At 71.0% G+C, this 24342-nt stretch carries 24 protein-coding genes; 11 read left to right on the plus strand and 13 right to left on the minus strand.

Features of this window, described 5'->3' with window-relative positions:
* Positions 1-344 precede the first annotated feature (344 nt).
* The 4 genes from QSK37_RS08000 to QSK37_RS08015 form a co-directional block, all read right to left on the minus strand.
* The gene (locus QSK37_RS08000) at positions 345-965 is read right to left on the minus strand and encodes a hypothetical protein (RefSeq protein ID WP_285618608.1); all 621 of its coding nucleotides are present in this window, start codon (positions 963-965) and stop codon (positions 345-347) included.
* 9 nt (positions 966-974) lie between these two features.
* Positions 975-2267, minus strand: a complete 1293-nt coding sequence (locus tag QSK37_RS08005) for an ABC transporter permease (protein ID WP_285618609.1) — start codon at positions 2265-2267, stop codon at positions 975-977.
* Positions 2268-2351: 84 nt separating this feature from the next.
* The gene (locus QSK37_RS08010; protein ID WP_285618610.1) at positions 2352-3074 is read right to left on the minus strand and encodes an ABC transporter ATP-binding protein; all 723 of its coding nucleotides are present in this window, start codon (positions 3072-3074) and stop codon (positions 2352-2354) included.
* The gene (locus QSK37_RS08015) at positions 3071-4264 is read right to left on the minus strand and encodes an efflux RND transporter periplasmic adaptor subunit (protein WP_285618611.1); all 1194 of its coding nucleotides are present in this window, start codon (positions 4262-4264) and stop codon (positions 3071-3073) included. Before QSK37_RS08015 ends, QSK37_RS08010 begins: the two co-directional genes overlap by 4 nt.
* A 237-nt stretch (positions 4265-4501) precedes the next feature.
* On the opposite strand from QSK37_RS08015, the gene QSK37_RS08020 reads away from it, so the two are divergent.
* Positions 4502-5920: an efflux RND transporter periplasmic adaptor subunit gene (locus QSK37_RS08020; RefSeq protein WP_285618612.1), complete on the plus strand. Its 1419-nt coding sequence runs from the start codon at positions 4502-4504 to the stop codon at positions 5918-5920.
* A 414-nt stretch (positions 5921-6334) separates the two neighbouring features.
* Here QSK37_RS08020 and QSK37_RS08025 read toward each other — a convergent pair whose 3' ends face one another.
* The 3 genes from QSK37_RS08025 to QSK37_RS08035 all read right to left on the minus strand — a co-directional run bounded on the left by QSK37_RS08025 (position 6335) and on the right by QSK37_RS08035 (position 10164).
* The gene (locus tag QSK37_RS08025) at positions 6335-7867 is read right to left on the minus strand and encodes a S1C family serine protease (RefSeq protein WP_285618613.1); all 1533 of its coding nucleotides are present in this window, start codon (positions 7865-7867) and stop codon (positions 6335-6337) included.
* Between the two features lie 120 nt (positions 7868-7987).
* On the minus strand, positions 7988-9469 hold the full coding sequence (locus QSK37_RS08030; RefSeq protein ID WP_285618614.1) for a sensor histidine kinase: 1482 nt from the start codon (positions 9467-9469) through the stop codon (positions 7988-7990).
* The gene (locus QSK37_RS08035) at positions 9469-10164 is read right to left on the minus strand and encodes a response regulator transcription factor (RefSeq protein ID WP_285570999.1); all 696 of its coding nucleotides are present in this window, start codon (positions 10162-10164) and stop codon (positions 9469-9471) included. Before QSK37_RS08035 ends, QSK37_RS08030 begins: the two co-directional genes overlap by 1 nt.
* A gap of 268 nt (positions 10165-10432) precedes the next feature.
* On the opposite strand from QSK37_RS08035, the gene QSK37_RS08040 reads away from it, so the two are divergent.
* Positions 10433-11224, plus strand: coding sequence for a phosphatase PAP2 family protein (locus QSK37_RS08040; protein WP_285618616.1), 792 nt, complete (start codon positions 10433-10435; stop codon positions 11222-11224).
* On the opposite strand, the gene QSK37_RS08045 is transcribed toward QSK37_RS08040, so the two are convergent.
* Both QSK37_RS08045 and mca read right to left on the minus strand, forming a co-directional pair.
* On the minus strand, positions 11178-11444 hold the full coding sequence (locus tag QSK37_RS08045; protein ID WP_285618618.1) for a hypothetical protein: 267 nt from the start codon (positions 11442-11444) through the stop codon (positions 11178-11180). The genes QSK37_RS08040 and QSK37_RS08045 overlap by 47 nt on opposite strands.
* Positions 11444-12310 carry a mycothiol conjugate amidase Mca gene (gene mca, locus QSK37_RS08050; RefSeq protein ID WP_285618903.1) on the minus strand — a complete coding sequence of 289 codons (867 nt, stop codon included), beginning with the start codon at positions 12308-12310 and terminating at the stop codon, positions 11444-11446. Before mca ends, QSK37_RS08045 begins: the two co-directional genes overlap by 1 nt.
* Before the next feature lie 156 nt (positions 12311-12466).
* On the opposite strand from mca, the gene QSK37_RS08055 reads away from it, so the two are divergent.
* Both QSK37_RS08055 and greA read left to right on the plus strand, forming a co-directional pair.
* Positions 12467-12832 (plus strand): DUF4307 domain-containing protein, encoded by a 366-nt coding sequence (locus QSK37_RS08055; RefSeq protein WP_285618620.1) that lies wholly within the window; start codon positions 12467-12469, stop codon positions 12830-12832.
* A 133-nt stretch (positions 12833-12965) separates the two neighbouring features.
* A complete protein-coding gene (gene greA / locus QSK37_RS08060; protein WP_285571010.1) occupies positions 12966-13466 on the plus strand; it encodes a transcription elongation factor GreA in 501 nt (166 codons plus the stop codon).
* A 15-nt stretch (positions 13467-13481) separates the two neighbouring features.
* Here greA and QSK37_RS08065 read toward each other — a convergent pair whose 3' ends face one another.
* Positions 13482-13949 (minus strand): Lrp/AsnC family transcriptional regulator, encoded by a 468-nt coding sequence (locus QSK37_RS08065; protein ID WP_285571013.1) that lies wholly within the window; start codon positions 13947-13949, stop codon positions 13482-13484.
* A gap of 158 nt (positions 13950-14107) precedes the next feature.
* On the opposite strand from QSK37_RS08065, the gene hppD reads away from it, so the two are divergent.
* On the plus strand, positions 14108-15250 hold the full coding sequence (hppD, locus tag QSK37_RS08070) for a 4-hydroxyphenylpyruvate dioxygenase (RefSeq protein WP_285618623.1): 1143 nt from the start codon (positions 14108-14110) through the stop codon (positions 15248-15250).
* 42 nt (positions 15251-15292) lie between these two features.
* Here hppD and QSK37_RS08075 read toward each other — a convergent pair whose 3' ends face one another.
* A complete protein-coding gene (locus QSK37_RS08075) occupies positions 15293-15898 on the minus strand; it encodes a TetR/AcrR family transcriptional regulator (RefSeq protein WP_285618624.1) in 606 nt (201 codons plus the stop codon).
* Between the two features lie 112 nt (positions 15899-16010).
* On the opposite strand from QSK37_RS08075, the gene QSK37_RS08080 reads away from it, so the two are divergent.
* The 4 genes from QSK37_RS08080 to QSK37_RS08095 all read left to right on the plus strand — a co-directional run bounded on the left by QSK37_RS08080 (position 16011) and on the right by QSK37_RS08095 (position 20356).
* The gene (locus tag QSK37_RS08080) at positions 16011-16826 is read left to right on the plus strand and encodes an SDR family NAD(P)-dependent oxidoreductase (RefSeq protein ID WP_285618625.1); all 816 of its coding nucleotides are present in this window, start codon (positions 16011-16013) and stop codon (positions 16824-16826) included.
* 217 nt (positions 16827-17043) lie between these two features.
* The gene (locus tag QSK37_RS08085) at positions 17044-18456 is read left to right on the plus strand and encodes a M1 family metallopeptidase (RefSeq protein ID WP_285618626.1); all 1413 of its coding nucleotides are present in this window, start codon (positions 17044-17046) and stop codon (positions 18454-18456) included.
* Between the two features lie 108 nt (positions 18457-18564).
* Entirely contained in the window at positions 18565-19992 is a 1428-nt protein-coding gene (locus QSK37_RS08090) for a M1 family metallopeptidase (protein WP_285618627.1), read from the plus strand.
* A gap of 130 nt (positions 19993-20122) precedes the next feature.
* Positions 20123-20356 (plus strand): hypothetical protein, encoded by a 234-nt coding sequence (locus tag QSK37_RS08095; protein WP_285571025.1) that lies wholly within the window; start codon positions 20123-20125, stop codon positions 20354-20356.
* A 69-nt stretch (positions 20357-20425) separates the two neighbouring features.
* Here QSK37_RS08095 and QSK37_RS08100 read toward each other — a convergent pair whose 3' ends face one another.
* The gene (locus QSK37_RS08100) at positions 20426-21595 is read right to left on the minus strand and encodes an MFS transporter (protein WP_285618628.1); all 1170 of its coding nucleotides are present in this window, start codon (positions 21593-21595) and stop codon (positions 20426-20428) included.
* Between the two features lie 104 nt (positions 21596-21699).
* Between QSK37_RS08100 and QSK37_RS08105 the strand changes: the two genes are divergently transcribed.
* Complete coding sequence (locus QSK37_RS08105) at positions 21700-22191, plus strand: Lrp/AsnC family transcriptional regulator (RefSeq protein ID WP_285618630.1); 492 nt, start codon at positions 21700-21702, stop codon at positions 22189-22191.
* Between the two features lie 276 nt (positions 22192-22467).
* Entirely contained in the window at positions 22468-23058 is a 591-nt protein-coding gene (locus QSK37_RS08110) for an alpha/beta hydrolase (RefSeq protein WP_285618631.1), read from the plus strand.
* Between the two features lie 46 nt (positions 23059-23104).
* On the opposite strand, the gene ilvA is transcribed toward QSK37_RS08110, so the two are convergent.
* Positions 23105-24316, minus strand: a complete 1212-nt coding sequence (gene ilvA, locus QSK37_RS08115; protein WP_285618633.1) for a threonine ammonia-lyase — start codon at positions 24314-24316, stop codon at positions 23105-23107.
* Positions 24317-24342: the final 26 nt, after the last annotated feature.

The following is a 24342-nucleotide window of genomic DNA, read 5'->3' on the forward strand; positions in this document are numbered from 1 at the left end:
CACCGGACGACGACCTACACGCCGCCCTCAAGCGTCTTGACCGCCACCACACCCGCCTCGCCGCACCGACGGTCAACCTGCCCTGGACGCTCCCGGCCGTCACCCCACCATCCCGGCCCGCCGAACACTGAACGATGACGGACCTGCACGCCGACCCTAAGAACCTTGACCGTCGCCTGCACCTGCCTCGCCACGCCGACGGTCAACCCGCCCTGGACGCTGCCGGCCGTCACCCCACCATCCCGGCCCACCGAACACTGAACGACGACCTACACGCCGACCTCGGACACCTGGACCGCCGCCCACGCCCACCGCGGTCCGGGCCTGCCTCGCGGCGTCGGCGGTCAGCCGCCCTGGACGCTCGTGGCCGTGACCGTACCGTCCTGGCCCGCGGAGCCCTGGACGGTGATCTTGGAGCCGGCCCTGAGGGCCTTGGCCGTCGCCTTCTTGGCGACGGTGATCTTCGTGGAGCCGGTCGTCTTCACGCGGACGATTCCGTTCGGGGTCTGGACGTAGATGGTGTCGCCGTCGACGAGTTTCACCGTGCCCGACGTGCCGCTGCCCGCCGTCGGCGTACCGCCGTTCTGACCGCCCGGCTGGCCGCCGTTCTGGCCGCCGTTCTGACCGCCGAAGCCTCCGAAGCCGCCGAAACCACCGCCCGGCTGGCCCCGGGTACCGCCCTGCCCGGTGCCTCGCCGGAGCTGGCCGAGCACGGCCGCCGGGTCGGATGAGTTCTTGGCGCCCCAGTGGCGGTCGGCCTGTACGCCGCCGACGAAGCCGCCCACCAGCAGGACGCCCGCGACGAGCAGGACGGTGGCCGACGGCGGCCGGCGTCTCGGCCGTTCGTCGGCCTTGAGCTCCTCTGCCAGGTCGCCCTCGAACGGCGGGGTGTTCAGCAGATCCTCGGGTGGCACATCGAGGTCCTCAGGTGGCGCGTCGTTCGTCTTGCGCCGGGTTCCAGTCACGGTTGCTCCCTATTCGTGGCGGAGGGCTTCGATGGGCCGGAGCTTGGCCGCGCGGTTGGCGGGATAGCTGCCGAAGAACAGGCCGATCGCGACGGAGACCCCGAGGGCCAGCACGATCGAGCTGGGGACGATGACCGGCTTGACCCCCACCACCTTGAACTCGCTGCCGATCACACCGGCGGCGACGCCGAGCAGCCCGCCCAGGAGGCTGAGCACGGTCGCCTCGACGAGGAACTGGCCGAGGATGGCGCCGCGCGGCGCGCCGATCGCCTTGCGGATGCCGATCTCACGGGTTCGCTCGGTCACCGTGACCAGCATGATGTTGGTGATGCCGATCCCGCCGACGAGCAGGCTGATCGCCGCCACCGCTCCGAGCAGCACGGTGAACGTCTTGCTGCTACTGCTGATCGCCGACTGCAGTGTCGCCTGGTTCATGATCTGGAAGTCCGCCGTGTTGCTGCCGGTGATGCCGTGCCGCTGGTTCAGGATGTCGGTGATCTCCGACTGCGCGGCGTCGACGGTCTTGGGCGTCTTGGCCTGCACGACGATCTGGTTCAGCGCGCCGTACCCGGTCAGGCTCTCCTGGACCGCCGGGAGCGGCGCGATCGCCACGTCGTCGGCGTCCTGGAAGCCCGACGAACCCTTGGTCTTCAGCACCCCCACGACGGTGAAGTTCACGCCGTTGACGGTGATCTGCTTGCCGACCGCGTCGACCGTGCCGAACAGGTCCTCGTTCACGGTCTGCCCGATCACGACGACCTTGCGGTCGTTCAGCACGTCGTCGTTGGTGAAGTAGGTGCCGCGGTCGATCGGGTCGTTGGACGCCTCGAAGTACGTCGGGTAGGTGCCGACGAACTGCTGGATCGCGTGGCTGGTCCCCGCGTACGCGGCGTTCGCCGAGGAGGCGTTGACCACCGGCGAGACGCTCTTGACCGACGGGGCCGCCGACGCGTCGGCCATCGCCCGCGCGTCGTCGACGGTCAGGTCGTGCGCCTGGGTACGCGGCCCGGTCTGCTGCTGCGCCCCGGCACCGGGGGCACCGCCGCCGCCGAACGCGCGGGCGAACCCACCGCCGCCCCCGCGCGCGCCGGCGCCGCCACGTGACGTCGAGGGTGTGACGGTCAGCGTGTTCGTGCCGAGCCGTTCGATGTTCTGCTGCACCTGCTTGGACGAGCCGTTGCCGACCGCCACGAGCAGGATCACCGCGCCGACGCCGATCAGGATGCCGAGCGTCGTCAGGCCGCTGCGAAGCTTGTTCGCCGCCAGGCCGCGGAACGCGAACGTGAGTACTTCGCGTGTCATTGGTCGCTCACCGCTCCTCACTCGCTGCGCGGAGGGCTCGTACCTCGCCCGCCACTTCGCTCGCTGCGTCGGATTCGCTCCCGCTCATCGCAGCCCCACCAACCCGGGCGGCGGCTCGTCCACGTGCGTTCTGCGCCGGTCGTCGACGATCAGGCCGTCGACGAGGCGGATCACCCGCTTGGCGTGGCGTGCCACGTCGTCCTCGTGCGTGATCAGCACGATCGTACGGCCGGCGGCGTTGAGCCCGTCGAGGACCTCCAGCACGTCGGCGGTCGACCGGGTGTCCAGGTTGCCGGTCGGCTCGTCGGCGAGCAGCAGCGCGGGCGCCGTGACGAGGGCCCGCGCGACCGCCACCCGCTGCTGCTGGCCGCCGGACAGCTCGTTCGGCTCGTGGTCGACCCGCTCGCTGAGCCCGACGCGGTCGAGGGCGGCGAGCGCCCGCCGCCTGCGGTCGGCCGCCTTCACCCCGCCGTACGCGAGCGGCAGCTCGACGTTGGCGAGCGCGCTCATCCGCGGAATGAGGTTGAACGACTGGAAGACGAACCCGATCTTGCGGTTGCGCACGATCGCGAGCCGGCGGTCGTCCAGGGTGCCCACGTCCGTGCCGTCCAGCAGGTAGCGGCCGGAGCTGGGCACGTCGAGGCAGCCGAGGATGTTCATCAGCGTCGACTTGCCCGAGCCGGACGCGCCCATGATCGCGACATAGTCGCCCTGCTCGACGGCCAGCGACACGCCGCGCAGCGCCTGCACGGCCGTGCCGCCCTCGCCGTACACCTTGGTGACGTCACGGACATCGAGGACGGTCATCCGCGGGCTCCGCCCCGGACTCCGCCGCCGGCGCCGCCGATGCCGCCCGTGCCGGGGAACCGGCCGGTCGGGAAGCCGTTGCCGCCCGTCGTACCGCCGCTGCTGGCGACCAGGACCTGGTCGCCCTCGTTCAGCCCGGACTTGATCTCGGTGCCCTGGTCACCCTGGATCCCGGTCTCCACGACCTTGGTGACCTGCTTGCCGCCGGACATGACCGTGACGGTGCCCCGCCCGCCCGCGGTCCGTACCGCGGCGGTGGGCACGTACAGGACGTTCTGCGCGCTGGCCGTGGTGATCTGGACCGTCGCCGTGGCGCCGATGCGCAGGCCGCTCGGCGGGTCGGTGAGGCTGACGGTCACGCCGTACTGCACGACGTTGTTGGACGTCGTCGAGGTCTGGTCGATCGCGGTGACCTTGCCGGTCGCCCGCGTGCCCTGCATGGCGTCGAAGGTCACCGACGCCTGCTGGCTCTTCTTGATCTTCGAGACGTCGGACTCGGTGAACTCGCCCTTGACGTCCAGCTTCGAGGTGTCGGCGATGGTGATGAACCCGCTGCCGGAGCTGGAGGTACTGCTCGACGAGGTCGACGAGGACGCGCCCCCGCCGCCTCCGCCGCCACCGCCGCCGCCTCCGCTGCTCCCGGAGCTGCTGCTGCTGGAACTGCTGCTCGAACTGCTCGACCCGCTGGAAGAGCCGCCGACCGACCCGTTGACCGCGATGACCGTCCCGCTGAAGGGCGCGGTGAGCTCGGTGCCGTCGAGCGCCCGCACGGCGCTGTCGTAGGAGGCCTTGGCCTGCACGTAGCTGGAGTAGCCCGAGGGGGTCGAGGTGTCGCCCGCCTCGGCGGCGCTGAGCGCGGCCTTCGCGGACTTCAGGTCGTCCTGCGCGCTCGTGTCGTCGAGCGTCGCGAGGAGTTGCCCCTTCTTCACCTTGTCGCCGACCTGGACTTTGATCGAGTCGACCGTGCCGCTCGTCCCGAAGGAGAGGTCACGGGACTTCGCGCTGGCCACCGAGCCGGAGGCCGAGACCGAGGACACGATGGTGCCGCGGCTCACGCGGACGATGCGGCCGGGCGACGAGGCGCCCGCGTCGTCGTGCAGCGACAGGTAGGCGACGCCGACCCCGACGACGAGAAGAAGAGCCAGAGCGCCGTTGAGCAGCAGGCGCCGGCGACGAAGGAGGGCTTTCACTCGCTACAGCGTCACGGACCCGGCTGGGGTGAACCTGATACCTCCCTGAAAGGTTTCTGCGTGCGGGGAGATGTCGTACGACGGCCGCATATGGACCTTTTACGGTAGATGTCCTGGCCGGTGGCACACCGCCCGAGGCACGTCGCCGCGGCCGGGTGAACCCGGGCAGGGTTCGTTCAGGAAACTCTCAGGCCAGACTCGGGTCACCGTCACCTTGGACCACGAGGATCTCGATCCGTGAACCGGTCGACCCTCCGCGATCTACGCAAACCCCCCTGGCTCGCCGCCGGCGCGGTCGTCGTCCTCGCCAGCGGGCTGGTGGCGGTGGGCGACTCGCCCGCGCGTGCCGTCACGCAGGCGACGGTTCTGCGCGGCGACGTCACGGCGACGGCCGGCGCGGCCGGGAACATCCAGAGCGCCGACACGCGTGACCTGGTGTTCGGCACGTCGGGAACGGTGACGAAGATCGAGGTCTCCCCCGGCGACAAGGTACGGGCCGGAAAGGTCCTCGCGCGCCTCGACGACACCGACGCACGCGCGCAGCTCGAGGCCGCGAAGGCGGCCGTCGCCGCGGCCGATGACACCTACGGCAAGGCACAGCAGGGCATCTGCGGCGGCTCCGGAGGCGGCGCGGGCGGCGGAGGGCAGACGCAGCAGGCCGACTACTCCTCCGGGAACGGACGCCAGGGCTCGGGATCGTCCCGCGGCACGACGTCGCGGCCGTCCTCCCGGCCCACCCGGTCGAAGACGCCGACCCCGACGCCCACACCGACGCGCAGAACGCCGACCCCGACGCCGAAGCCCACGCCCACCCGTACGTCTCCGACGCCGACGCCGACGAAGTCGCGTCCCACTCAGTCCCCCACCCACAGCTCGAAGCCGACCGCACGGCCGAGCCAGAGCCGCGGGAACGGCGGCGGGCGCGCCGGCGCCGGCGCGGGATCCGGCGGAGGCGCCCGCGGCGGCGGGAACGGCGGCGGCTGCCAGGTCAACTCGGTGCAGCTCGCCGCGGCGAGCGTCACCCAGGCCGAGGTCAAGGAACGCGAGGCGGAACGCACGCTCGCCGCCACCGAGCTCACCGCACCGATGGACGGCACCGTCCTGTCGGTCGGCGGCACGGTCGGCGGTCAGGTCACCGGCCAGGGCCGCACCGGCTTCATCACCCTCGGCGACCTGGACGACCTGCAGGTCCGCGCGATGTTCCCGCTCGGTGAGGTGAACCAGCTGAAGCTCGGCCAGTCGGCCGAGATCAGCCTCGCGATGAGCGCCGGCCGCACCTACCGCGGCACGGTCGCGGGCATCGACCCCGCCGCGACGAGCGACGGCAGCCGGGCGCTGTTCGGCGTGATGGTCTCGTTGGACGACACACCGCCCGCGGGCCTGCGTACGGGCATGAGCGCCACCGTCGAGGTGGTGACCGCCCAGGCGGAGAGCACGCTGTACGTGCCGGCCGGCGCGGTCCACCCGACGTCGAACGGCCAGGCCACGGTCCTGGTCCGCAAGGACGGCCGCACGACGGTCCGCACCGTGCGCACGGGCATCCACAGTGACCGCTACGTCGCGGTCACGTCGGGCCTGAGCGCCGGCGACCACGTCGTCGTCCCGTCCGGAACGGACACGGACGGCTTCCCCACCCCCACCTTCCCGGGCGCCTGACCCCATCCCGCGAACGGCCCGAGCCGTGAGCACCGTGTACGGCCGACGACCGCACGGACGCGATGTCGGCGACCTCGCCCGGACCCTGAGCGGCCGAACCGGCCGGGAAGCGGTGGCGGGCGGCGTCGATCTCGCGCCGCCCCCGGTCGCCCGACGTGAAGGAGCATCCCTCCGATGGCCGACCGCCGTCCTGGGAGCGACCGCACGGTGCCGGTCGGCCCCCGGGCGGCGGCGCCGGCCGGGAAGCGGCGACGAGCTCGCACCGCGCCGGAACAGTCGCCCGGTGTAAGGGAGCATCCCCCGTACGGCGGACCCCGGTCATGCGAACGGCCCGGGCCGGTCGGGCCGGCTCGGGCCGTCGGGGGAGGGACCGCGCGGTGCCCCACGGGCGTGCGGGCACCGCGGGTCTCCCGGTCAGGTGCCGCCGTTGGACGTCAGCGTCACGTTCGCCGTGTGCTTCTGGCCGTTGCGCAGGTACGTCAGGGAGATCTTGTCGCCCGGGTTGTGCCCGCGGATCGCCGCGGACAGGTCGTCGGCGCCGTCGATCGCCTTGCCGTCCACCTGGGTGACGATGTCGCCTTCCTTCAGACCGGACGAGGCGGCCGGGGTGCCGCTCTGCACGGACGCCACCAGGGCGCCCTGCTGGTCGCCCTCCGCGTCGGACAGCGTCACTCCCAGGTAGGCGTGCGTGGCCTTGCCGGTCTTGATGAGCTGGTCGGCGACCTGCTTGGCCGTGTCGATCGGGATGGCGAAGCCGACGCCGATGTTGCCGTTGCCGTTGCCGGACGTGGCGATCGCGGTGTTGATGCCGATGACCTGGCCGGAGGCGTTCACCAGCGGGCCGCCGGAGTTGCCCGGGTTGATCGCGGCGTCCGTCTGGATGGCGTCGCCGATCGCGGTACCGCCCGAGTTGTTCTGCTGGCCCTGGTTCTGGCCGCCGCCGCCGAACGGGAGGCCCGGCTGCTGCTGTTGTTCGCCGCTCTCGGTGAGCGTACGGTGCAGGGCGCTGACGATGCCGGACGTCACGGAGCCCTCCAGGCCGAGCGGGCTGCCGATCGCCACCACCGGGTCGCCGACCTGCAGCTGGTCGCTGTTGCCGAACGTCACCGGCTTGAGCCCGGACACCCCCGCCGCCTTGATCACCGCGAGGTCGGTCGCCGGGTCGGTGCCGACGATCTGCGCCGAGGCCTTCTTGCCGTCGTTGAACTTCACCGTGATCTGGCCGCCGCCCGAGGCGTCCGCGACCACGTGGTTGTTGGTGAGGATCATGCCGTCGGACCGGATGATGACGCCGGTGCCCTCGTCCTGACCCTGCTGGGTCGTCACGGTGATCGACACGGTGCTCGGCTGCACCGCCTGGGCGATCGCCGCGACGCCGGTGGCCGACTTGCTGGACGCGGGCTTCACGGCGGTCGGGCTGGCGTACGTGGTGCCGCTGCCGCCGACCACCGCCGCCACGGCGCCTCCGGCGAGACCGCCGCCGAGGATCAGCGCCAGGGCGAGACCGCCCGCCGCGACCTTCCGCTTCGCCGTCCACCACGGGTGTCCGCCGGGAGCCTGGCCGTACGCCGGGCCGGGACCGTACCCCTGCTCGCCGAACGCCGCCTGGCCGTAGGGCCGGTCGTGCGGACCGGGCACCTGCTGCCCGGGCGCCGGCTGTCCGTAGGCCTGTCCGCCGTAGCCCGGCTGCCCGTACGCCTGCGGGCCCTCCTGCTGGCCGTACGCCTGCTGCTGACCGGAACCGCCGGGCTGCGCTTGCGCCGCGGGCACCGGTCCGGTCTCATCGTCGGCCGGCGTCCGCGGGGCCGGAGGCGGTGGCCAGGCCTGCACGTACGTCGACTGATCCGACGCGGCCGGGGAGGTGCCGGTCTCCCGTTCCGACTCCAGTGGCGCCTCGCCGCGCGGCTCTTCCTCGTGGCCGCCCGCCGGCTGCTCGTGGGTCTCCATCGCTCACTCCCCAAGATCCCTCATCTGGTGATACTCAGAGAATCGCCAACGGGACTGGACTTCCGCTGAGACGCGCCTGAATGTTGCCGCAATAAGGGCTGTGTTAAGACCGCGCGGCTCCTAAAGAGGCGCCGACTCCACCGCGTCGGTCTCGACCGCGTCCGGATCGAGCGGCAGGATGACGCGGAACGTCGCGCCCTCACCGGGCGCGGTCTCCACCGAGACGGTGCCCCCGTGGGCCTCGACCAGCCCGGCGACGATCGCCAGGCCGAGGCCGGTGCCGCCGCGGCTCCGGGCCGGGTCGGCGCGGTAGAACCGCTCGAACACCCGATCGGCCTGTTCGGGCGGCATGCCCGGACCGCTGTCGACGACCTCGAGTACGGCCGCCGGAGAGCCGCCGAGCAGCCCGGACCGTACGACCACCTCGACGGGCGTGCCGGACGGCGTGTGCCGCAGCGCGTTGCTCACCAGGTTGCCGATCACCTGCCGGAGACGCACCTCGTCGCCGGTCACGATGAAGGCCGAACCGCTGCGCACCGACAGCGTGATCTCCCGTGAGCCGTCCACGACGCGCGCGTCGTGGACGGCGTCGGCGGCCAGCGCGAGAAGGTCGACCGGCTTGCGCGCCAGCGGGCGCTGCTGGTCGAGCCGGGCCAGCAGCAGCAGGTCGTCGACCAGGACGCCCATGCGCGCGGCCTCGTCCTCGACCCGGCCGATCAGCCGGTCCAGCTCGTCGGGCGGGACGTCGGAACGCTGCCGGTAGTACTCCGCGAAGCCCCGGATCACCGCCAGCGGCGTCCGCAGCTCGTGGCTGGCGTCGGCGATGAAGCGGCGCATCCGCTCCTCCGACTCGCGGGCGGTCGCCTCCGACTTCGCCTGGGCGCGGAACGCCGTCTCGATCTGGGTCAGCATGCCGTTGAGCGCGTTGCCGAGCCGGCCGACCTCCGTACGCGGGTCGGCGTCGGGCACGCGGCGCGACAGGTCGCCCGCCGCGATGCCCTCGGCGGTGTGCTCGATGTGCACCAGCGGGCGCAGGCTGGCGCGGACGATCGCGATGCCGAGGCCCATGACGAGCACCAGCACGATGCTGCCGACGACGATCTCCACGCCGATGAGACGGCCGGTCGTGCGCGCGACGTCGCGCAGGTCCGCGGCCACGACCACGTAGCCGCCGGCGATGGGCTCGATGTGGACGCGCCAGTGGCCGTCGCCGGACACCGCGCCGACGGTGACGGCCTGCTCGGCGTGCGTCGCCAGCCACACGGCGTCCTGCGGCACGGCGGGATCGGGCACGGAGTCACGCCAGATCGATTTGCCCGAGTCGGCCAGGACCCTGCCGGTCGCGTCGCGTACCTGGACGACGAACTGCCCGGTCACCGGCACCTTCGTCTGGGTCGGTCCGGGCTGGCTGATCACCCGGGCCGTCACGCGGGCGAACCCGGTGAGCTGCCGGTCGGTCTTGTCCAGCAGGTAGCCGCGCATCGCCGAGACGCTCGCCACGCTCACCGCGACCAGCGCCAGGGCGACGAGCGCCAGCGAGGCGGCGATGAGCTTGACCCGCAGCGGGGTCCGCGCCGACAGGCGGGTCAGCCAGGGCGGCATTACTGCTCCGGCGGCAGGCGCAGCACGTAGCCGACTCCGCGCAGGGTGTGGATCAGGCGGGGTCCGAGTTTGTCGAGCTTGCGGCGCAGCACCGAGACGTAGGACTCGACGATCCCGGTGTCGCCGCGGAAGTCGTAGTCCCACACGTGGTCGAGGATCTGCGCCTTGGACAGCACGCGGTTGGCGTTGGTCATGAAGTAGCGCAGCAGCTTGAACTCGGTCGGCGAGAGCTGGATGGGCTTGCCGGCCCGCCACACCTCGTGACTCTCCTCGTCCAGTTCGAGGTCGGCGAAGCTCAGCCGAGGCGGCGCCTCGGCCGGGCCGCCCTGGGCGCGCCGGAGCACGGCGCGGATGCGGGCGATGACCTCTTCGAGGCTGAACGGCTTGGTCACGTAGTCGTCGCCGCCGAGGGTCAGGCCGCGGATCTTGTCCTGGGTGGCGTCTCTCGCGGTGAGGAACAGCACCGGGATGTGCGCCCCGCCGCCGCGCAGCCTGCGGATGACGTCGAAACCGTCCATGTCGGGCAGCATGACGTCGAGCACGATGAGATCGGGGCGGCGCTGCAGGGCCACCTGCACCGCGTCACTGCCACCGGTCGCGGTGACGACCTCGAACCCGGCGTAGCGGAGGCTGCCGGACAGGAGTTCCAGGATGTTGGGCTCGTCCTCGACCACGAGCAGTCGCGCTTCACTCACAGTCCCATCCTGGCCTGCGGAGTTGAGTACTACCTGAACGTGCCCTGACGAAGGACTGGAGGAACACGTTTCGGCTCCTGGGCGTTGACCGGCATGCCGGGCGCACAGCCACCAAGGCGACACGCCGGGAGCCTCCGGGCCACACCGACCTGTTCCGGCCGCTATAGATGTACTTTGCACATATATACTTTTGCGCGGGGACAAGGGCTCCCTCGCTCCGGGGGATCGCCGGCGGAGGGGGCCTCATGCTGATCACGGCGTGCACGGGATGAGCCGGCTCGCACCGGCTCCACCGATCTCGGCTCCCGACACGAGGATCCGTCCCCGATGGTGGCGCGAGGTCGCCCTGCTCGGCGCGATGTACCTGCTGTACGACGGAGTGCGCCTGCTCGTCTCCGCCGGCCACGGCGAGGCGTTCGCCAACGCCCATCGCGTGCTGGACCTGGAGCGCACGCTGCGCATCGCGGATGAGACGAGCATCAACCACGCCGTCTCGTCGATCCCGGAGTTCGGCGTGCCGCTGTCCTACGCGTACGCCATGCTGCACTACGTGGTGACGCCGCTGGTGCTGGTGTGGCTGTGGCGCCGCCGGCCCGGCGTCTACCGCGGCGCGCGTACGGCGCTGGTGATCGCGACGCTCATCGGGCTGCTCGGGTTCTGGTTGTTCCCCACCGCCCCGCCGCGCATGCTGCCCGGCTTCGTCGACACGCTCGCCAGGTATCACGACTGGGGCTGGTGGGGCGACGCGGCCAGCGCGCCCCGCGGTCTGGCCGGCCTGACCAACGAGTTCGCGGCGATGCCGTCCCTGCACGTCGGCTGGGCCGCCTGGTGCGGCTGGCAGATCGCGCGCAACACGACCTGGCGCTGGCTGCGAGTGCTCGGCGCCCTCTATCCGGTGTTCATGCTCGTCGTCGTGGTCGGCACCGCCAACCACTACATCGCGGACGCCATCGCCGGCCTGGCGGTGATCGCCGCCGGGGCGCTGCTCGCCCGGCTGCGCGAGCGACGCCGCGTCAGGCGTCCGGCCGATCGCCTCCGGAGGGCGACTCAGCCTTCTTGACGCCGGTGGCAGCCTTGCCGGCCTGGTCACCGGAGTCCCGGCCGGTCTGGCGACGCTCCCACTCGGCCTGGCGCAGGTCGTCCTCGCTCGGGGCCTGGATGCGCGCGATTCGTTTGTTCATCGAGCGGATCAGGAAGAAGAGCGTCACGCCCAGCGCCGCGACGATGAGGAACGCGCCGACCCCAGGCGTCACCTGGTCTTCGTTGACCGCGAGAACCATCATGGCAGGCACACCTTTTCCTGGACCTCGTGAACGCCGGCGAACAGATCGTCCTCCGGCAGCTCGGTGTCCACCAGTGAACGTGCCAAATGGTAGTCCTCGGTCGGCCATGCCTTGCGCCGGAGGTCGGTCGGGCAGGCGAAGAAGGGGCCGTTCGGGTCGATCTGCGTGGCGTGGGCGATCAGCGCCTGGTCGCGCAGGTCGAAGTAGTCCGCGCACGGCACCTTGGTGGTGATCTCCCACTTCAGCGGCCGGTCCTGCCAGCGCTGGAGCATCTCCTCGTACGGCGACTCGAGGCCGGCGTCGAGCATCGCCTTGTGCTCGGCGAGGTAGCGATCCTGGTGGAAGGTCATGTGGTAGTAGAGCTTGAGCGGCTGCCACGGCGCCCCGGCGCCGGGGTAGCGGTCGGGGTCGCCCGCCGCGTCGAACGCCTCCACCGAGACCTTGTGGGTCATGATGTGGTCGGGGTGGGGGTAACCGCCGTTCTCGTCGTAGGTCAGGATCACGTGCGGGCGGAACTCCCGTACGGCGCGCACGAGCGGCTCGCTGGCGACCTCGATCGGCTGCAGGCCGAAGCAGCCCTCCGGCAGCGGCGGCAGCGGGTCGCCCTCCGGCAGGCCCGAGTCGACGAAGCCGAGCCACCGCTGGTCGACGCCGAGGATCTCGCGGGCCCTGGCCATCTCCTGCATGCGCACGGCGGCGAGGTCGGCCTTGATCTCCGGGCGGTCCATCGCCGGGTTGAGGATGTCGCCGCGCTCGCCTCCGGTGCAGGTCACCACGAGGACCTGAACGCCTTCGGCGGCATAGCGCGCCATGGTCGCCGCGCCCTTGCTGGACTCGTCGTCCGGATGGGCGTGCACGGCCATCAGGCGCAGCGGTTCGCGACACGTCGAGGTCTCGGACAACTCAGGCTCCCCGTGAGCGTAAGGTCGTATTCATCCGATGCGGGACCGGGCGTCCGGCGACCGCACCGCGAAGCATGATTCTCCCTGAGAACAACACCGCCCCGCACGGAGATTCCCATGAGCTCGACCGGCACCACCACCAGGCGTAACGGGGTGGCCTATGCGGTCATCGGGGTGTTCGTCGCGATCTGCGCCGCCGGCTGGGCCATCATCATGGCGCACACGGAGGGGACTCCGGGGATCACGCCGCAGATCGTCTCCTGGCAGGCGGCCGACCGGTCGGTCCGCGTGCATTACCAGATCTCCAAGTCCAAGGGCGACAATGTGCGCTGTGCGCTCATCGCGTACGACACGGCTCACGCGGAAGTGGGGCGAATGGAGGTGACCGTGCCGACCGGCACGGGTGACGTCGATCGCCGCCAGCAGCTTCCGACGAGGTCCCGTGCGACCGCGGTTGACGTCCAGGGGTGCCGTACAGGTTAATACCGGCTCTCCCCTGGGGAACAAACAAGAGCGTCATAACGACACAAAGCTCTCTTGCGCTGGCTACTTCACGTTTGAATGCCGGTAGCCTTGAGAGTTCTACGGCCGCACTTCACGTGGATGAGGAGTACCCGTGACCGAGACCCGCGATGCCAACGTCACCTGGCTTACCCAGGAGGCGTACGACCGGCTCAAGCACGAGCTGGACTACCTCACGGGCGAAGGCCGGATCGAGATCGCCGCAAAGATCGAGGCCGCCCGCGAGGAAGGTGACCTCCGCGAGAACGGCGGTTACCACGCGGCAAAGGAAGAGCAGGGCAAGCAGGAGGGCCGCGTCCTCCAGCTTCAGCAGATCCTGCAGAACGCGCGCGTCGGCGAGGCGCCGCGTGCGGAGGGCGTGGTCGGTCCCGGAATGACGGTGACCATCCAGTTCGTGGGCGACGACGAGGAGGTCACGTTCCTGCTGGCCTCGCGTGAGGAGAGCGGCGCCCCGATCGACGTCTACTCCCCCAAGTCGCCCCTCGGCGCCGCCATCAACGGCAAGAAGGTCGGCGAGAAGGCCAAGTACACGCTGCCCAACGGCAAGAGCATGTCCGTCGAGATCCTCGACGCCACGCCCTACGGCGGCTCCTGAGCCTTAGGGCCTGCCTCACTGACGTACGGCCGCGTGCACCAGCGGCAGGGTCCGCTGGTGCACGGGGGTCGCCAACGCGATCACGGTCGACGTCCGGTGCACGCCTTCCACATCGACGATCAGGTCGATGACCCGTTGCAGGTCCTGGTTCCCGCGTCCGACGATGCGGCACAGCATGTCGCCCCCACCGGTGATCGTGTGCACCTCGATCACCTCCGGGATGGCGGCCAGCCGTGCCGCGACGGAGTCGTGCCCGCCCGCCTGCCGGATCTCCAGCGTCACGAACGCGGTGACCTGGTAGCCGAGGGCGGCCGGGTCGACCTCGGGGCCGAAGCCCCGGATCACGCCGCGCTGCTGTAGCCGGTCCAGGCGTGCCTGCACGGTGCCGCGCGCGACGCTGAGCCGGCGCGAGCACTCCAGCACGCCGATGCGCGGCTCGTCGGCCAGCAGCGCGATCAGCCGCGCGTCGAGTTCGTCGATCATGGCGTTCCTCGCTGTAGGCAGCCTGTACAGATTTTCGAGTGTCCTCGGGATCAGGGTGTACAGGTTGCTCAGCTATTTCAAGTGCTCTTGCGCAACCTGTGGACGGGATCGACATTGAGGGGGTCGAGCTGTCGTTCACCCGTCGCGTGAGGAGCACCATGACGACCGCAGCCAACGAACACGTTCCGGCCGACGCGCGCGAGGCGGACGCCTTCCCGGTCAGGGGCATGGACGCCGTCGTGTTCGCCGTGGGCAACGCCAAGCAGGCGGCGCACTACTACTCCACCGCGTTCGGCATGCGCTGCGTGGCGTACAAGGGGCCGGAGACGGGCAGCCGGGACGAGGCCGCGTACGTCCTGGAGTCGGGCGGCGCGCGGTTCGTCCTCAAGGGCGCCGTACGCGCCGGCACCGACCTGGGCCGCCACGTCGCCGAGCACGGTGACGGAGCGATCGACCTGGCCATCGAGGTGCCGGACGCGACCGCGGCGTACGAGCACGCCGTCGCCCAGGGCGCGACCGGGCTGGACAAGCCGCACGTGCTGGAGGACGAGCACGGCCGGGTCGTGATCGCCGCCATCGCCACGTACGGCGAGACCCGCCACTCCCTCGTCGAGCGGGGCGACTACTCCGGCCCGTACCTGCCCGGGTACGTCGCCGCCGACCCGATCGTGGCCCCCGGCGACCGGCACTTCTTCCAGGCGATCGACCACTGCGTGGGCAACGTCGAGCTCGGCCGGATGGACGAGTGGGTGGGCTTCTACAAGCGCGTCATGGGCTTCACGAACATGAAGGAGTTCATCGGCGACGACATCGCCACGGAGTACTCCGCGCTGATGTCCAAGGTCGTCGCGGACGGCCGCGGCAAGGTCAAGTTCCCGCTCAACGAGCCGGCGATCGCCAAGAAGAAGTCGCAGATCGACGAGTACCTGGAGTTCTACGGCGGTCCGGGCATGCAGCACATCGCCCTGGCGACGAACGACATCCTCTACTCCGTCGACGCGATGCGCGCCGCCGGCCTGGAGTTCCTCACCACGCCCGACTCCTACTACGAGGACGAGGAGCTGCGGAGCCGCATCGGCGAGGTGCGCGTGCCGATCGAGGAGCTGCAGAAGCGCGGCATCCTGGTCGACCGCGACGAGGACGGCTACCTGCTGCAGATCTTCACCAAGCCGGTGCAGGACCGCCCGACGGTCTTCTTCGAACTGATCGAGCGGCACGGGTCGCTCGGCTTCGGCAAGGGCAACTTCAAGGCCCTGTTCGAGGCGATCGAACGGGAACAGGAACGCCGCGGCAACCTCTGACCGCTTCTGCGGCGGATCGTGTCCCGCCCGGTCCGGGCGTCGTCAGCGGACGACGTCCGGCCGCATGGCCTTGAGAAAGACCTCGACGAGGGCGTCGGCGTATTCGGGGGTGAGCGGGCCGGAGCGGAGCAGCCAGCGCTGGTAGAGAGGTGCGTACAGCAGCTCCAGTGCCAGGTCGAGGTCGGCGTCCGCGGCGAGTTGGCCGGCCCGTTGCGCGTTGCGCAGCCGGGCCTTCTTGGCCTCGTCCACCGGACCGCCCAGCTTCTCGCGATACTGGGCGGCCAGCGCGGGGTCGTTGACGATCTCGGCGTTGAGCGCGCGGATCGGCCCCTCGAACGCGGGGTCGGCGAACTCCGCCACCGTCGCCCGCATCACCACCTTGAGATCGGCCTCCAGGTCGCCGGTGTCGGGCAGAGCCACGCCCTGTTCCGGTCCGGACTCGCTCAGCGCCAGGAAGGCGTCGAAGATCACAGCGCCCTTGGAGGGCCACCAGCGGTAGATGGTCTGCTTTCCCACGCCGGCCCGGGCCGCGATGCCCTCGATGGTCAGCTTGGCGTACCCCATCTCGGCGATCAGCTCGCGGGCGGCGGTGAGGATGGCCTGCCGGGAGTGCTCGCTGCGGCGGGCGGGGTTGGGCGGCTTGACCATGACCCGGATCGTACCACTCTATGAGACGAGACGTTCCGTCTTGACACCTTGCCGAGGCGAGACGTATCGTCTTGCCTCGTTACGGAGAACCGGACAGGAGGGGGTGAAGTCCATGAACCGTGTGTGGTTCATCACGGGCGCGTCGCGCGGTCTGGGCCGGGCGTTCGCGGAGGCGGCGCTGGAGGCGGGCGACCGGGTCGTCGGGGCCGCGCGGAACGTCGAGCCGCTCGCCGACCTCGCCGGGAAATACCCCGACCGGCTGGTACGGCTGCCCCTGGATGTCAGCGACCGCGCGGCCGTGTTCGCGACCGTGGACCGGGCGGCGGCGGCCTTCGGCAGGCTCGACATCGTGGTCAACAATGCCGGCGGCATGCTGCTGGGCATGGTGGAGGAGGCGACGGAAGAACAGATCCGGGCCCACTTCGACGTCAACCTCTTCGGCGCGGTCTGGGTCACCCAGGCTGTGCTCCCGCATCTGCGCGCCCAGGGCGGCGGGCGCATCCTGCAGGTCACGACGATGGGCACCGGCGGCGGTTTTCCGATGGTCGGCCTGTACGCGGCCGGCAAGTCGGCCCTCGACTCGGTCTCCGAGGCCGTGGCGATGGAGGCCGAGCAGTTCGGCGTCAAGCTCACCATCGTCCAGATGGGCGACTACGACACCGGCCTGTTCACCACGGGCACCACGGCGACGACGCCCGACCCGCACTACCAGGAACTGCGCGACAAGATGATCGAGATGTGGGGCGAGGACGCCGGTCCCTCCCCGAGCACGGCCGCCCCCGTGATCATGGAGCTGGTCGACCTGCCGGCGCCGCCCCGGCGGCTCATCGTCGGCGGCGCGTCCTTCGACATGGTGCAGCAAAGCCTTCAGGCCCGCACGGCGCAGTACCGCGAGTGGGAGCACCTCAGCCGCATGGCGCCCGGCTGACGTGACCGCAGGACGAGCGTCGTGGCGGCGAGGATCACCGCCGTGGCCCTGAGGACGTCGCATTCCCGGCCAGGACCGTGACTTCGCCGCTGGCCGGGAAAGACGCCCGTTTTGAGCTGGGTGGGATGACGCCCGCAATGCCCGTTCCGTACGTCCGAAGCCCCGGCTGCACCCTCCCGATTTGGCGTTTGGGCCGCTGACCAGCCACTCTGTATCGATGAAAGCCCGCCGGACCGCCGCGAGCGTCCTCCTGCCCCTGGCCCTGACGGCCTGTACGGCAGGCAGCGCCCGTGTCCCCGCGCAGCAGGCCGCGCACGCGGCGCCCGGCGCCGCGAGCGCCGGCGACTCCGTGGTGCCCGGCAGCGGCAACGGCGGCTACGACGTCCAGCACTACGACCTCGACCTGAAGATCACCCCGCAGGCGCACCCGGCGGTGGCCGGCACCACGACGATCACCGCGACCGCCACTCAGGCGCTGAGCCGGTTCGATCTCGACCTCACCGGGCTCGACGTCACCAAGGTCACGGTCGGCGGGGTGTCCGCGACGCACAGCCGGGCGCCCGGCAAGCTGGTCGTCACTCCCCCGAAGCCGATCGCCCGGGGCGGCTCGTTCACGGTGGCCGTCACCTACTCCGGCAACCCGAAGGCGGTCGACGACCACCTGCTCGGCAAGTACGGCTGGATCCGTACCGGCGATGGCGTGTTCACCGGCGACGAGCCCGACGGGGCGCACAGCTGGTTCCCGAGCAACGACCACCCGAGGGACAAGGCGACGTTCGGGTTCCGCGTCACCGTGCCGCGCGGGCTGACCGCGGTGGCCAACGGCGAGCTCGCCGGCACCACCGAGTCCGGTGACGCGGTCACCTACACCTGGCGCGAACGCGATCCGATGGCGACCTACCTCGCGATGGTCGACGTCGGCCGGTTCAAGGTCCGCCAAGGACGCACGCCGGGCGGGGTTCCGGTCTACGTCGCCGTCGACTCCTCCATCGACCAGGCCGGCCTGGACTCCCTGTACGACAACACGGTGAAGGTCACCGACGCCTGGGCCAAGCTCTTCGGCCCGTACCCCTTCACCTCGACGGGTGGGGTGGTCGACGACGCGCCGGTGCAGTTCGCCCTGGAGACCCAGACCAGGCCGGAGTACATCGCGGGCATGGCCGCGCTGCCCACCGTGGTCGCGCACGAGCTGTCCCACCAGTGGTTCGGCGACAGCGTCTCGGTGACGCGGTGGGGCGACATGTGGCTCAACGAGGGGTTCGCGACGTACGCCGAGTGGATGTGGGGTGAGCGGGAGAACCCCGCCGACACGGTCCAGAGCCAGTTCGACAGCCGGTACTCCCAGACGCGCGGCTCCGACCTGTGGAACATCCCGCCGGCCGCGCCCGGCCGCACCGCGCTGTTCGGCCGTTCGGTCTACGACCGCGGTGCGATGGCGCTGCACGCGTTGCGCAAGAAGGTCGGTGACCAGCGGTTCTTCGCGATCCTGCGTGCCTGGACCGCCGAGCACCGGCACGGCAACGCCACGACCGCGCAGTTCACGGCGCTCGCCCAGCGGGTCTCCGGCATGGACCTGCGCCATCTGTTCCAGGTGTGGCTGTACGACAGAGGGCGCCCCGTGAACTGGTAGCCGGACGGAACGCCGCACCGACGCGGATCTTGCAGCGAAGCATTCGGCCGAGCATGCTTCCCCTTGCATGTTCAGGCGCGCATGCGCCTTGATGACGGGAGAGTTCGCATGGCGAGGACCACCTCGCGAGCGCTGTCGATCGCCGCCGCACTGGCGACGATCGGTCTGCTCGCTCCCACGGCGACCGCGTACGCCGGTCACCGTGCCTTCACGCCGGGCCTGCCCGGCGCCGGCGACCGTTACTTCCCCGACATGGGGAACGGCGGCTACGACGCCCAGCACTACTCTCTCGGCCTGAAGTACGACCCGGGCACCAAGGCCATCGACGCCACCGCGAGGATCACCGCCCGGGCCACCCAGAACCTGTCGCGGTTCGACTTCGACTTCTCCGGCCCGTTGAAGATCAGCAAGCTCACCGTCGACGGGCGGACCGCCTCCTACGCCCGCTCCGGCGCCCAGGAGCTGGTGATCACGCCGGCGCGCGGCGTGCCGCAGGACAAGGTCTTCACCGTCGACGTCGCGTACTCCGGCGTGCCGCAGTCGATCAACGACCCGGCGCTCGGCCTGTCCGGCTGGATCGCCACCCACGACGGCGCGGTCGCGCTGTCACAGCCGTTCGGGTCGGCGACCTGGTACCCGGTCAACGACACGACCCACGACAAGGCGACGTACGACTTCACCGTCACGGTGCCGAAGGGCCTGAAGGTGCTGGCCAACGGCGACCCCGCGGGCGAGCACACGCAGGGCGCGAACACCACCTTCCGCTGGATCGACCGCCAGCCCACCGCGAGCGAGCTCGTGCTGATGGCGATCGGCCACTTCGACGTCCGTGACACGCGCACCGCGACCGGCCTGCGGAACATCACGGCCGTCGACCCGGCCTCGGTGCCGGCCGGTAACAAGACGGCGGCCGACGACTTCAACAAGGCGACCGCCGACGTCATCGACTGGGAACAGAAGATCTACGGGCGCTTCCCGTTCTCCACGACCGGCGGCATCAGCGTGCTCGCGCCGAACGTCGGCTACTCCCTGGAGACCCAGACCCGGCCGGTGTACGCCCGGCGCACCGCCGGCGCCCTGCCGTCGGCCACCCTTCTCTCGCACGAGCTCGGCCACCAGTGGTTCGGCGACTCGGTGACCCCGTACGTCTGGCAGCACATCTGGCTGAACGAGGGCTTCGCGACCTACACCGAGTGGCTCTACGACGAGCAGCACGGCGGCGAGACGGCGCAGCAGCACTTCGACGACGCCTACAAGTCCGCCTCCACCGACTGGAACGGGAAGGTGGCCGACCCGGGCCGCGACCACATCTTCGACGACCTGGTGTACACCCGGGCGGCGATGACCCTGCACCAGCTGCGCCTGGCGATCGGTGACACGGCGTTCTTCGCCCTGGTCAAGGCGTGGCCGGCCCAGCACCGGTACGGCAACGACACGACCGCGGAGTTCACCGCCTTCGCCCAGCGGTACACCCACAAGGACCTGCGCCCGCTGTTCCAGGCGTGGCTGTACACCGCGGGCAAGCCCGCGCTGTAGGCGTTCCGGCCGAACGTCCCCGGGCCCGCGCGGGCCCGGGGACGTTCGTCTTTTCCGGCCGCGACATCAGCGGGCGTGGTCGGGGGAAGACTGAGGGTGACCACCACTGGGGATGGGTTTGGGGGGACTCATGGCCACATGCGAAGTCTGCGGGAACGACTACGGCATGTCGTTCGAGGTGCACGCGCAGGGCGCGGTGCACGTCTTCGACTCGTTCGAGTGCGCGATCCAGCGCATGGCCCCGATCTGCGAGCACTGCCAGTGCCGCATCGTGGGCCACGGCGTCGAGGCGGGCGACCGCTTCTTCTGCTGCGCCCACTGCGCCCGCGAGTCGGGCGTCCGCGAACTGGTCGACCACGCCTAGGGACGGCGACGCCCGCCTCGGTTGGGGCGGAACGCTGTTCGGCGGCGATCTTCGTCCGCTCCGGCCGGGTCACCGCGCCTCGGCGGTGAGCAGGAACGCCGCCGGCGCCAGCGCGCACGCGGCGGCCGCCCAGGCGAGCGCCGCGTAGCCGCCCGCCGACAGGACCGGTGTGGACACGAGGCTCGCCACCGCCGCGACGCCCCACACCGTCGCGTCCACCGCGCCCTCGACTCCGGCTCGCGCCGGTTCGGGCAAATCCCGGGCGAGGCGGCTGCTGCCACCGACGAAGCAGAGGTTCCAGCCGTAGCCGAGCAGGAACAGCGCTCCGGCCCGTACGGACGTGCCGCCGGTGGACGTGATCGCGGCCAGCACCGACGCGAGGACCAGGACACCCAGCCCGCCACCCATCGCGGGCCGGGGGCCGGTCCGGTCGATCAGCCATCCGGTGACGGGCGAGAACGCGAACATGCCCAGCGTGTGCGCGGACAGCGCCAGCCCCACGGCGTCGAGCCCCTCACCGTGCATGTGCATCTCCAGAGGGGTCGCCGTCATCACCGCGACCATGACGACCTGCGCGGTGACCATCACCGCCAGTGCGGTGCGCGCCCCGGCGCCCCGGGCCACCTCCCGGAGTCGCACGGACGTCACGTCGTACCCCGCGCGACCTGCCCGGCCCGCCAGGGCCAGGCGGGCGACGCCGGCGGCGATCAGGGTCGCCGCGGCGGCGACGGCGTAGGGGCCGGTCAGAGCGGTGTGGCCGAGCGAGGACGTGACATCGCTCGCCGGGCCGATCAGCAGTGGCCCGATCACCGCGCCGATCGCGCCGGCCCACACCACCGAGCCGATCGCGAAGCCACGGCGTTCCGGCGGATAGAGCTCGGCGGCCGCGTACCGCGACAGCTGCGCGCCCGCGTTGCCCAGACCGAGCAGGAGCAGCCCGGCGCTCAGCGCGAGGACGTTCCCGGCCGCCACCGCGCCGGCCGACACCACACCCCCGAGCGCCGCCGCCAGGTAGCCGCAGGTCAGACCGGCCCTCCGGCCGTGACGGCCCATCATCCAGGTCAGAGCCAGCGCGCCGACGCCGGTGCCGATGATGCCCGCGGTGTTCGGCACCGCGCCCCACCGCGCGCCGAGGCGGTCGCCGGCGACGATCGTGGCGACGGCACTGGCGATGGCCATCGCGGCGTTCATCAGCGCGGCCCCGGAGAAGAGGGCCGCCACCATACGTGTACGGATCATGCGTTGACGGTAGAAAAGCCGAGCCGCCCGATGAATGGGTGATCAACGGAGATCGGGACGGACGGCCTCTTGTCCGAAAGGAGATTCGGCGCGAGAGTTTCCGGATGGACAGACCGCTCGATCAGACCGACTGGCGCATCCTCGGCGAGCTGCAACGTGACGGCCGCCTGTCGTACAACCGGCTCGCCCGCCTGGTGAACCTCTCCGCCCCCGCGGTCGCCGAGCGCGTCCGGCGGCTGGAGGAGGCCGGAGTCATCACCGGGTACGGCGCGCGCGTCGACGCGGCCAAGGCCGGACTGCCGCTGACGGCATTCGTCCAGCTGCGCTGCGCACTCGGCAGTTGCCTGCTCAAGACCACGACGGCCGAGGAGTTCCCGGAGGTCACCGAGATACACAAGCTGAGCGGCACCGCCTGTTCGATGCTCCGCGTCCGGGTCGCGTCCATGCAGCACCTGGAGGGACTGCTCGAACGCCTCGGCTCACACGGCGAGATGAACTCCCACATCGTCCTGTCGACCCAGTACGAGGGCCGCCCCGTCGAGCCGCCCCCGGCCCAGGCACGCCCGGTCACCGAGCAGAGCGGCTGGGCCGTATGACCGCGTGAGTTCCTGAACGGACCGGTTCAGGCGGGACGATCACGCTACGTTCGTCGAATGTCCATCCTGTCTCGTCGTCACTTTCTCATCGGGGGAACGGCGGCCGTGGCCGCCGTGGGAGGTGCCTATCCACTGGTGCAGGCGGACATTCTTCCGGGGCGTTATCGGCTGGCGCCCTATCTCGGAAAATGCGGGTCGATGCCGAAGCTTCCCAAAGTGACGCCCGGGCCCGTTCGCGAGTTGCCTTTCTCCGCGAATGGGCGGACGACGTCGGCCATGGTCGGTTTTCCGCCCGGCGGGGCGAAACACCTGCCGGTGGTGGTGATGCTGCACGGCTCGAACGGGGACGCCCGGACGCCCTTCGACCTCTATGGCGTCCAGTACCACCTCGCCGCCGCCGTCCAGAGCGGCGTCCCTCCGTTCGCCATGGCCGCCATCGACGACTGGGCCGACGTCACCGGCGATCCGTCGCCCGTGATCACCGAGTCCCTGGTGCCCTTCCTGCACGACCAGGGACTCTCCACCGGACGTATCGGGCTGCTCGGCTGGTCGATCGGCGGCCGCGGCGTGCTGAGCCTCGCGTCGGTGCTGGGGCCTGATCGCGTCGCCGTGGTGGCGGCGACCTCACCCGCGATCTCGCATGATGACGCCGTCGCGTTCTCCAGGTCGGTCGCGCGTATTCCGGTCTCGGTGACCTGCGGCCGGGACGACGCGCTCTCAATCCCGGCCAAGACCCTGCTGGACCGGCTCCGCCTCGCCAAGACCGCCGAGGTCACCGGCGGCATCTACGCCGGGTGCCACGACGCGGTGTTCCGCCGCCGCGTGCTTCCAGCGCAGATCGCCTTCCTGGGCCGGCACCTCGTCTGAGCGGACCCACCGTCCGGACGACTCCCCGACGGCCTGACAGCCCGCTTCAGTGGAAGCTCAGGGTGTAGCCCTCTTTGCGGAGGCGGCCGAGCACCTCGTCGCAGTGTTCCGGACCCCGGGTCTCCAGGTGCAGCAGCACCTCGGCCTCGTCGACGTTGAGCCGGGCGGCCACCCGCTCGTGCACGACGTCGAGGACGTTGACCTCCATCTCGGCCAGTTCGGACAGCAGGTCCACCAGCGCGCCCGGGTGGTCGCGCAGCCGGGCGCGGAACACCAGGTAGCGTCCGGCCGACGCCAGCCCGTGGCGGAGCACCTTCGACAGCAGCAGCGGGTCGATGTTGCCGCCGGACAGGACCGTGACGACCGGGGCCTCGAACTCCTGCGGCCGGTCCAGCAGCGCGGCGACGCCCACCGCGCCGGCCGGCTCGACGACCTGCTTGGACCGTTCGAGGCAGTTGACCATCGCCGCGGACAGCGACTCCTCCGAGACCGTCACCACCGAGTCGACGAGCTTGGAGACCAGCTCGAAGGTGAGGTCGCCGGGACGGCCGACGGAGATCCCGTCGGCCATCGTCGAGGCCGGTTCGACCATGACGGGGCGCCCGGCGGCGAGCGAGGGCGGGAAGGCCGCGGCGCGCTCGGCCTGCACGCCGACCACGTGGACGTCCGGGCGTACCGTCTTGACGGCGGCGGCGATCCCGGAGATCAGCCCGCCGCCCCCGACGCCCACGAGGATGGTGCGGACGTCGGGGCACTGTTCGAGGATCTCCAGGCCGAGCGTGCCCTGGCCCGCGACGACGTCGGGGTGGTCGAACGGGTGGATGAAGACCGCACCGGTCTCCTCGGCGTAGGCGTTCGCGGCGGCGAGGCACGCGTCCACGCCGCCGCGCTCGAACACGACCTCGGCACCGTACGCGCGGGTGGCCACGACCTTGGGCAGCGGGGCACCGGCCGGCATGAAGACGACCGCCTTGCTGCCGAGCAGTTTGGCGGCGAGCGCGACACCCTGGGCGTGGTTGCCGGCGCTCGCCGCGACGACGCCCCGCGACCGTTCCTCGTCGGTGAGACGCGCGATGCGCACGTACGCGCCGCGGGTCTTGAAGGACCCGGCGCGCTGGAGGTTCTCACACTTGAGGTGGACGGGGCCGCCGATCTTCGCGGACAGTGACCGGGACTCGAGGATCGGCGTGGTGACGGCGACGTCCCGCAGCAGTTCGCGGGCCGCGCGGATGTCATCGATGCCGACGGCGGCACTCATGAGCAGAGTTAACCACGACCGGCACC

The organism is Actinoallomurus iriomotensis (assembly GCF_030269445.1).
Taxonomy (GTDB): Bacteria; Actinomycetota; Actinomycetes; order Streptosporangiales; family Streptosporangiaceae; genus Actinoallomurus; species Actinoallomurus iriomotensis.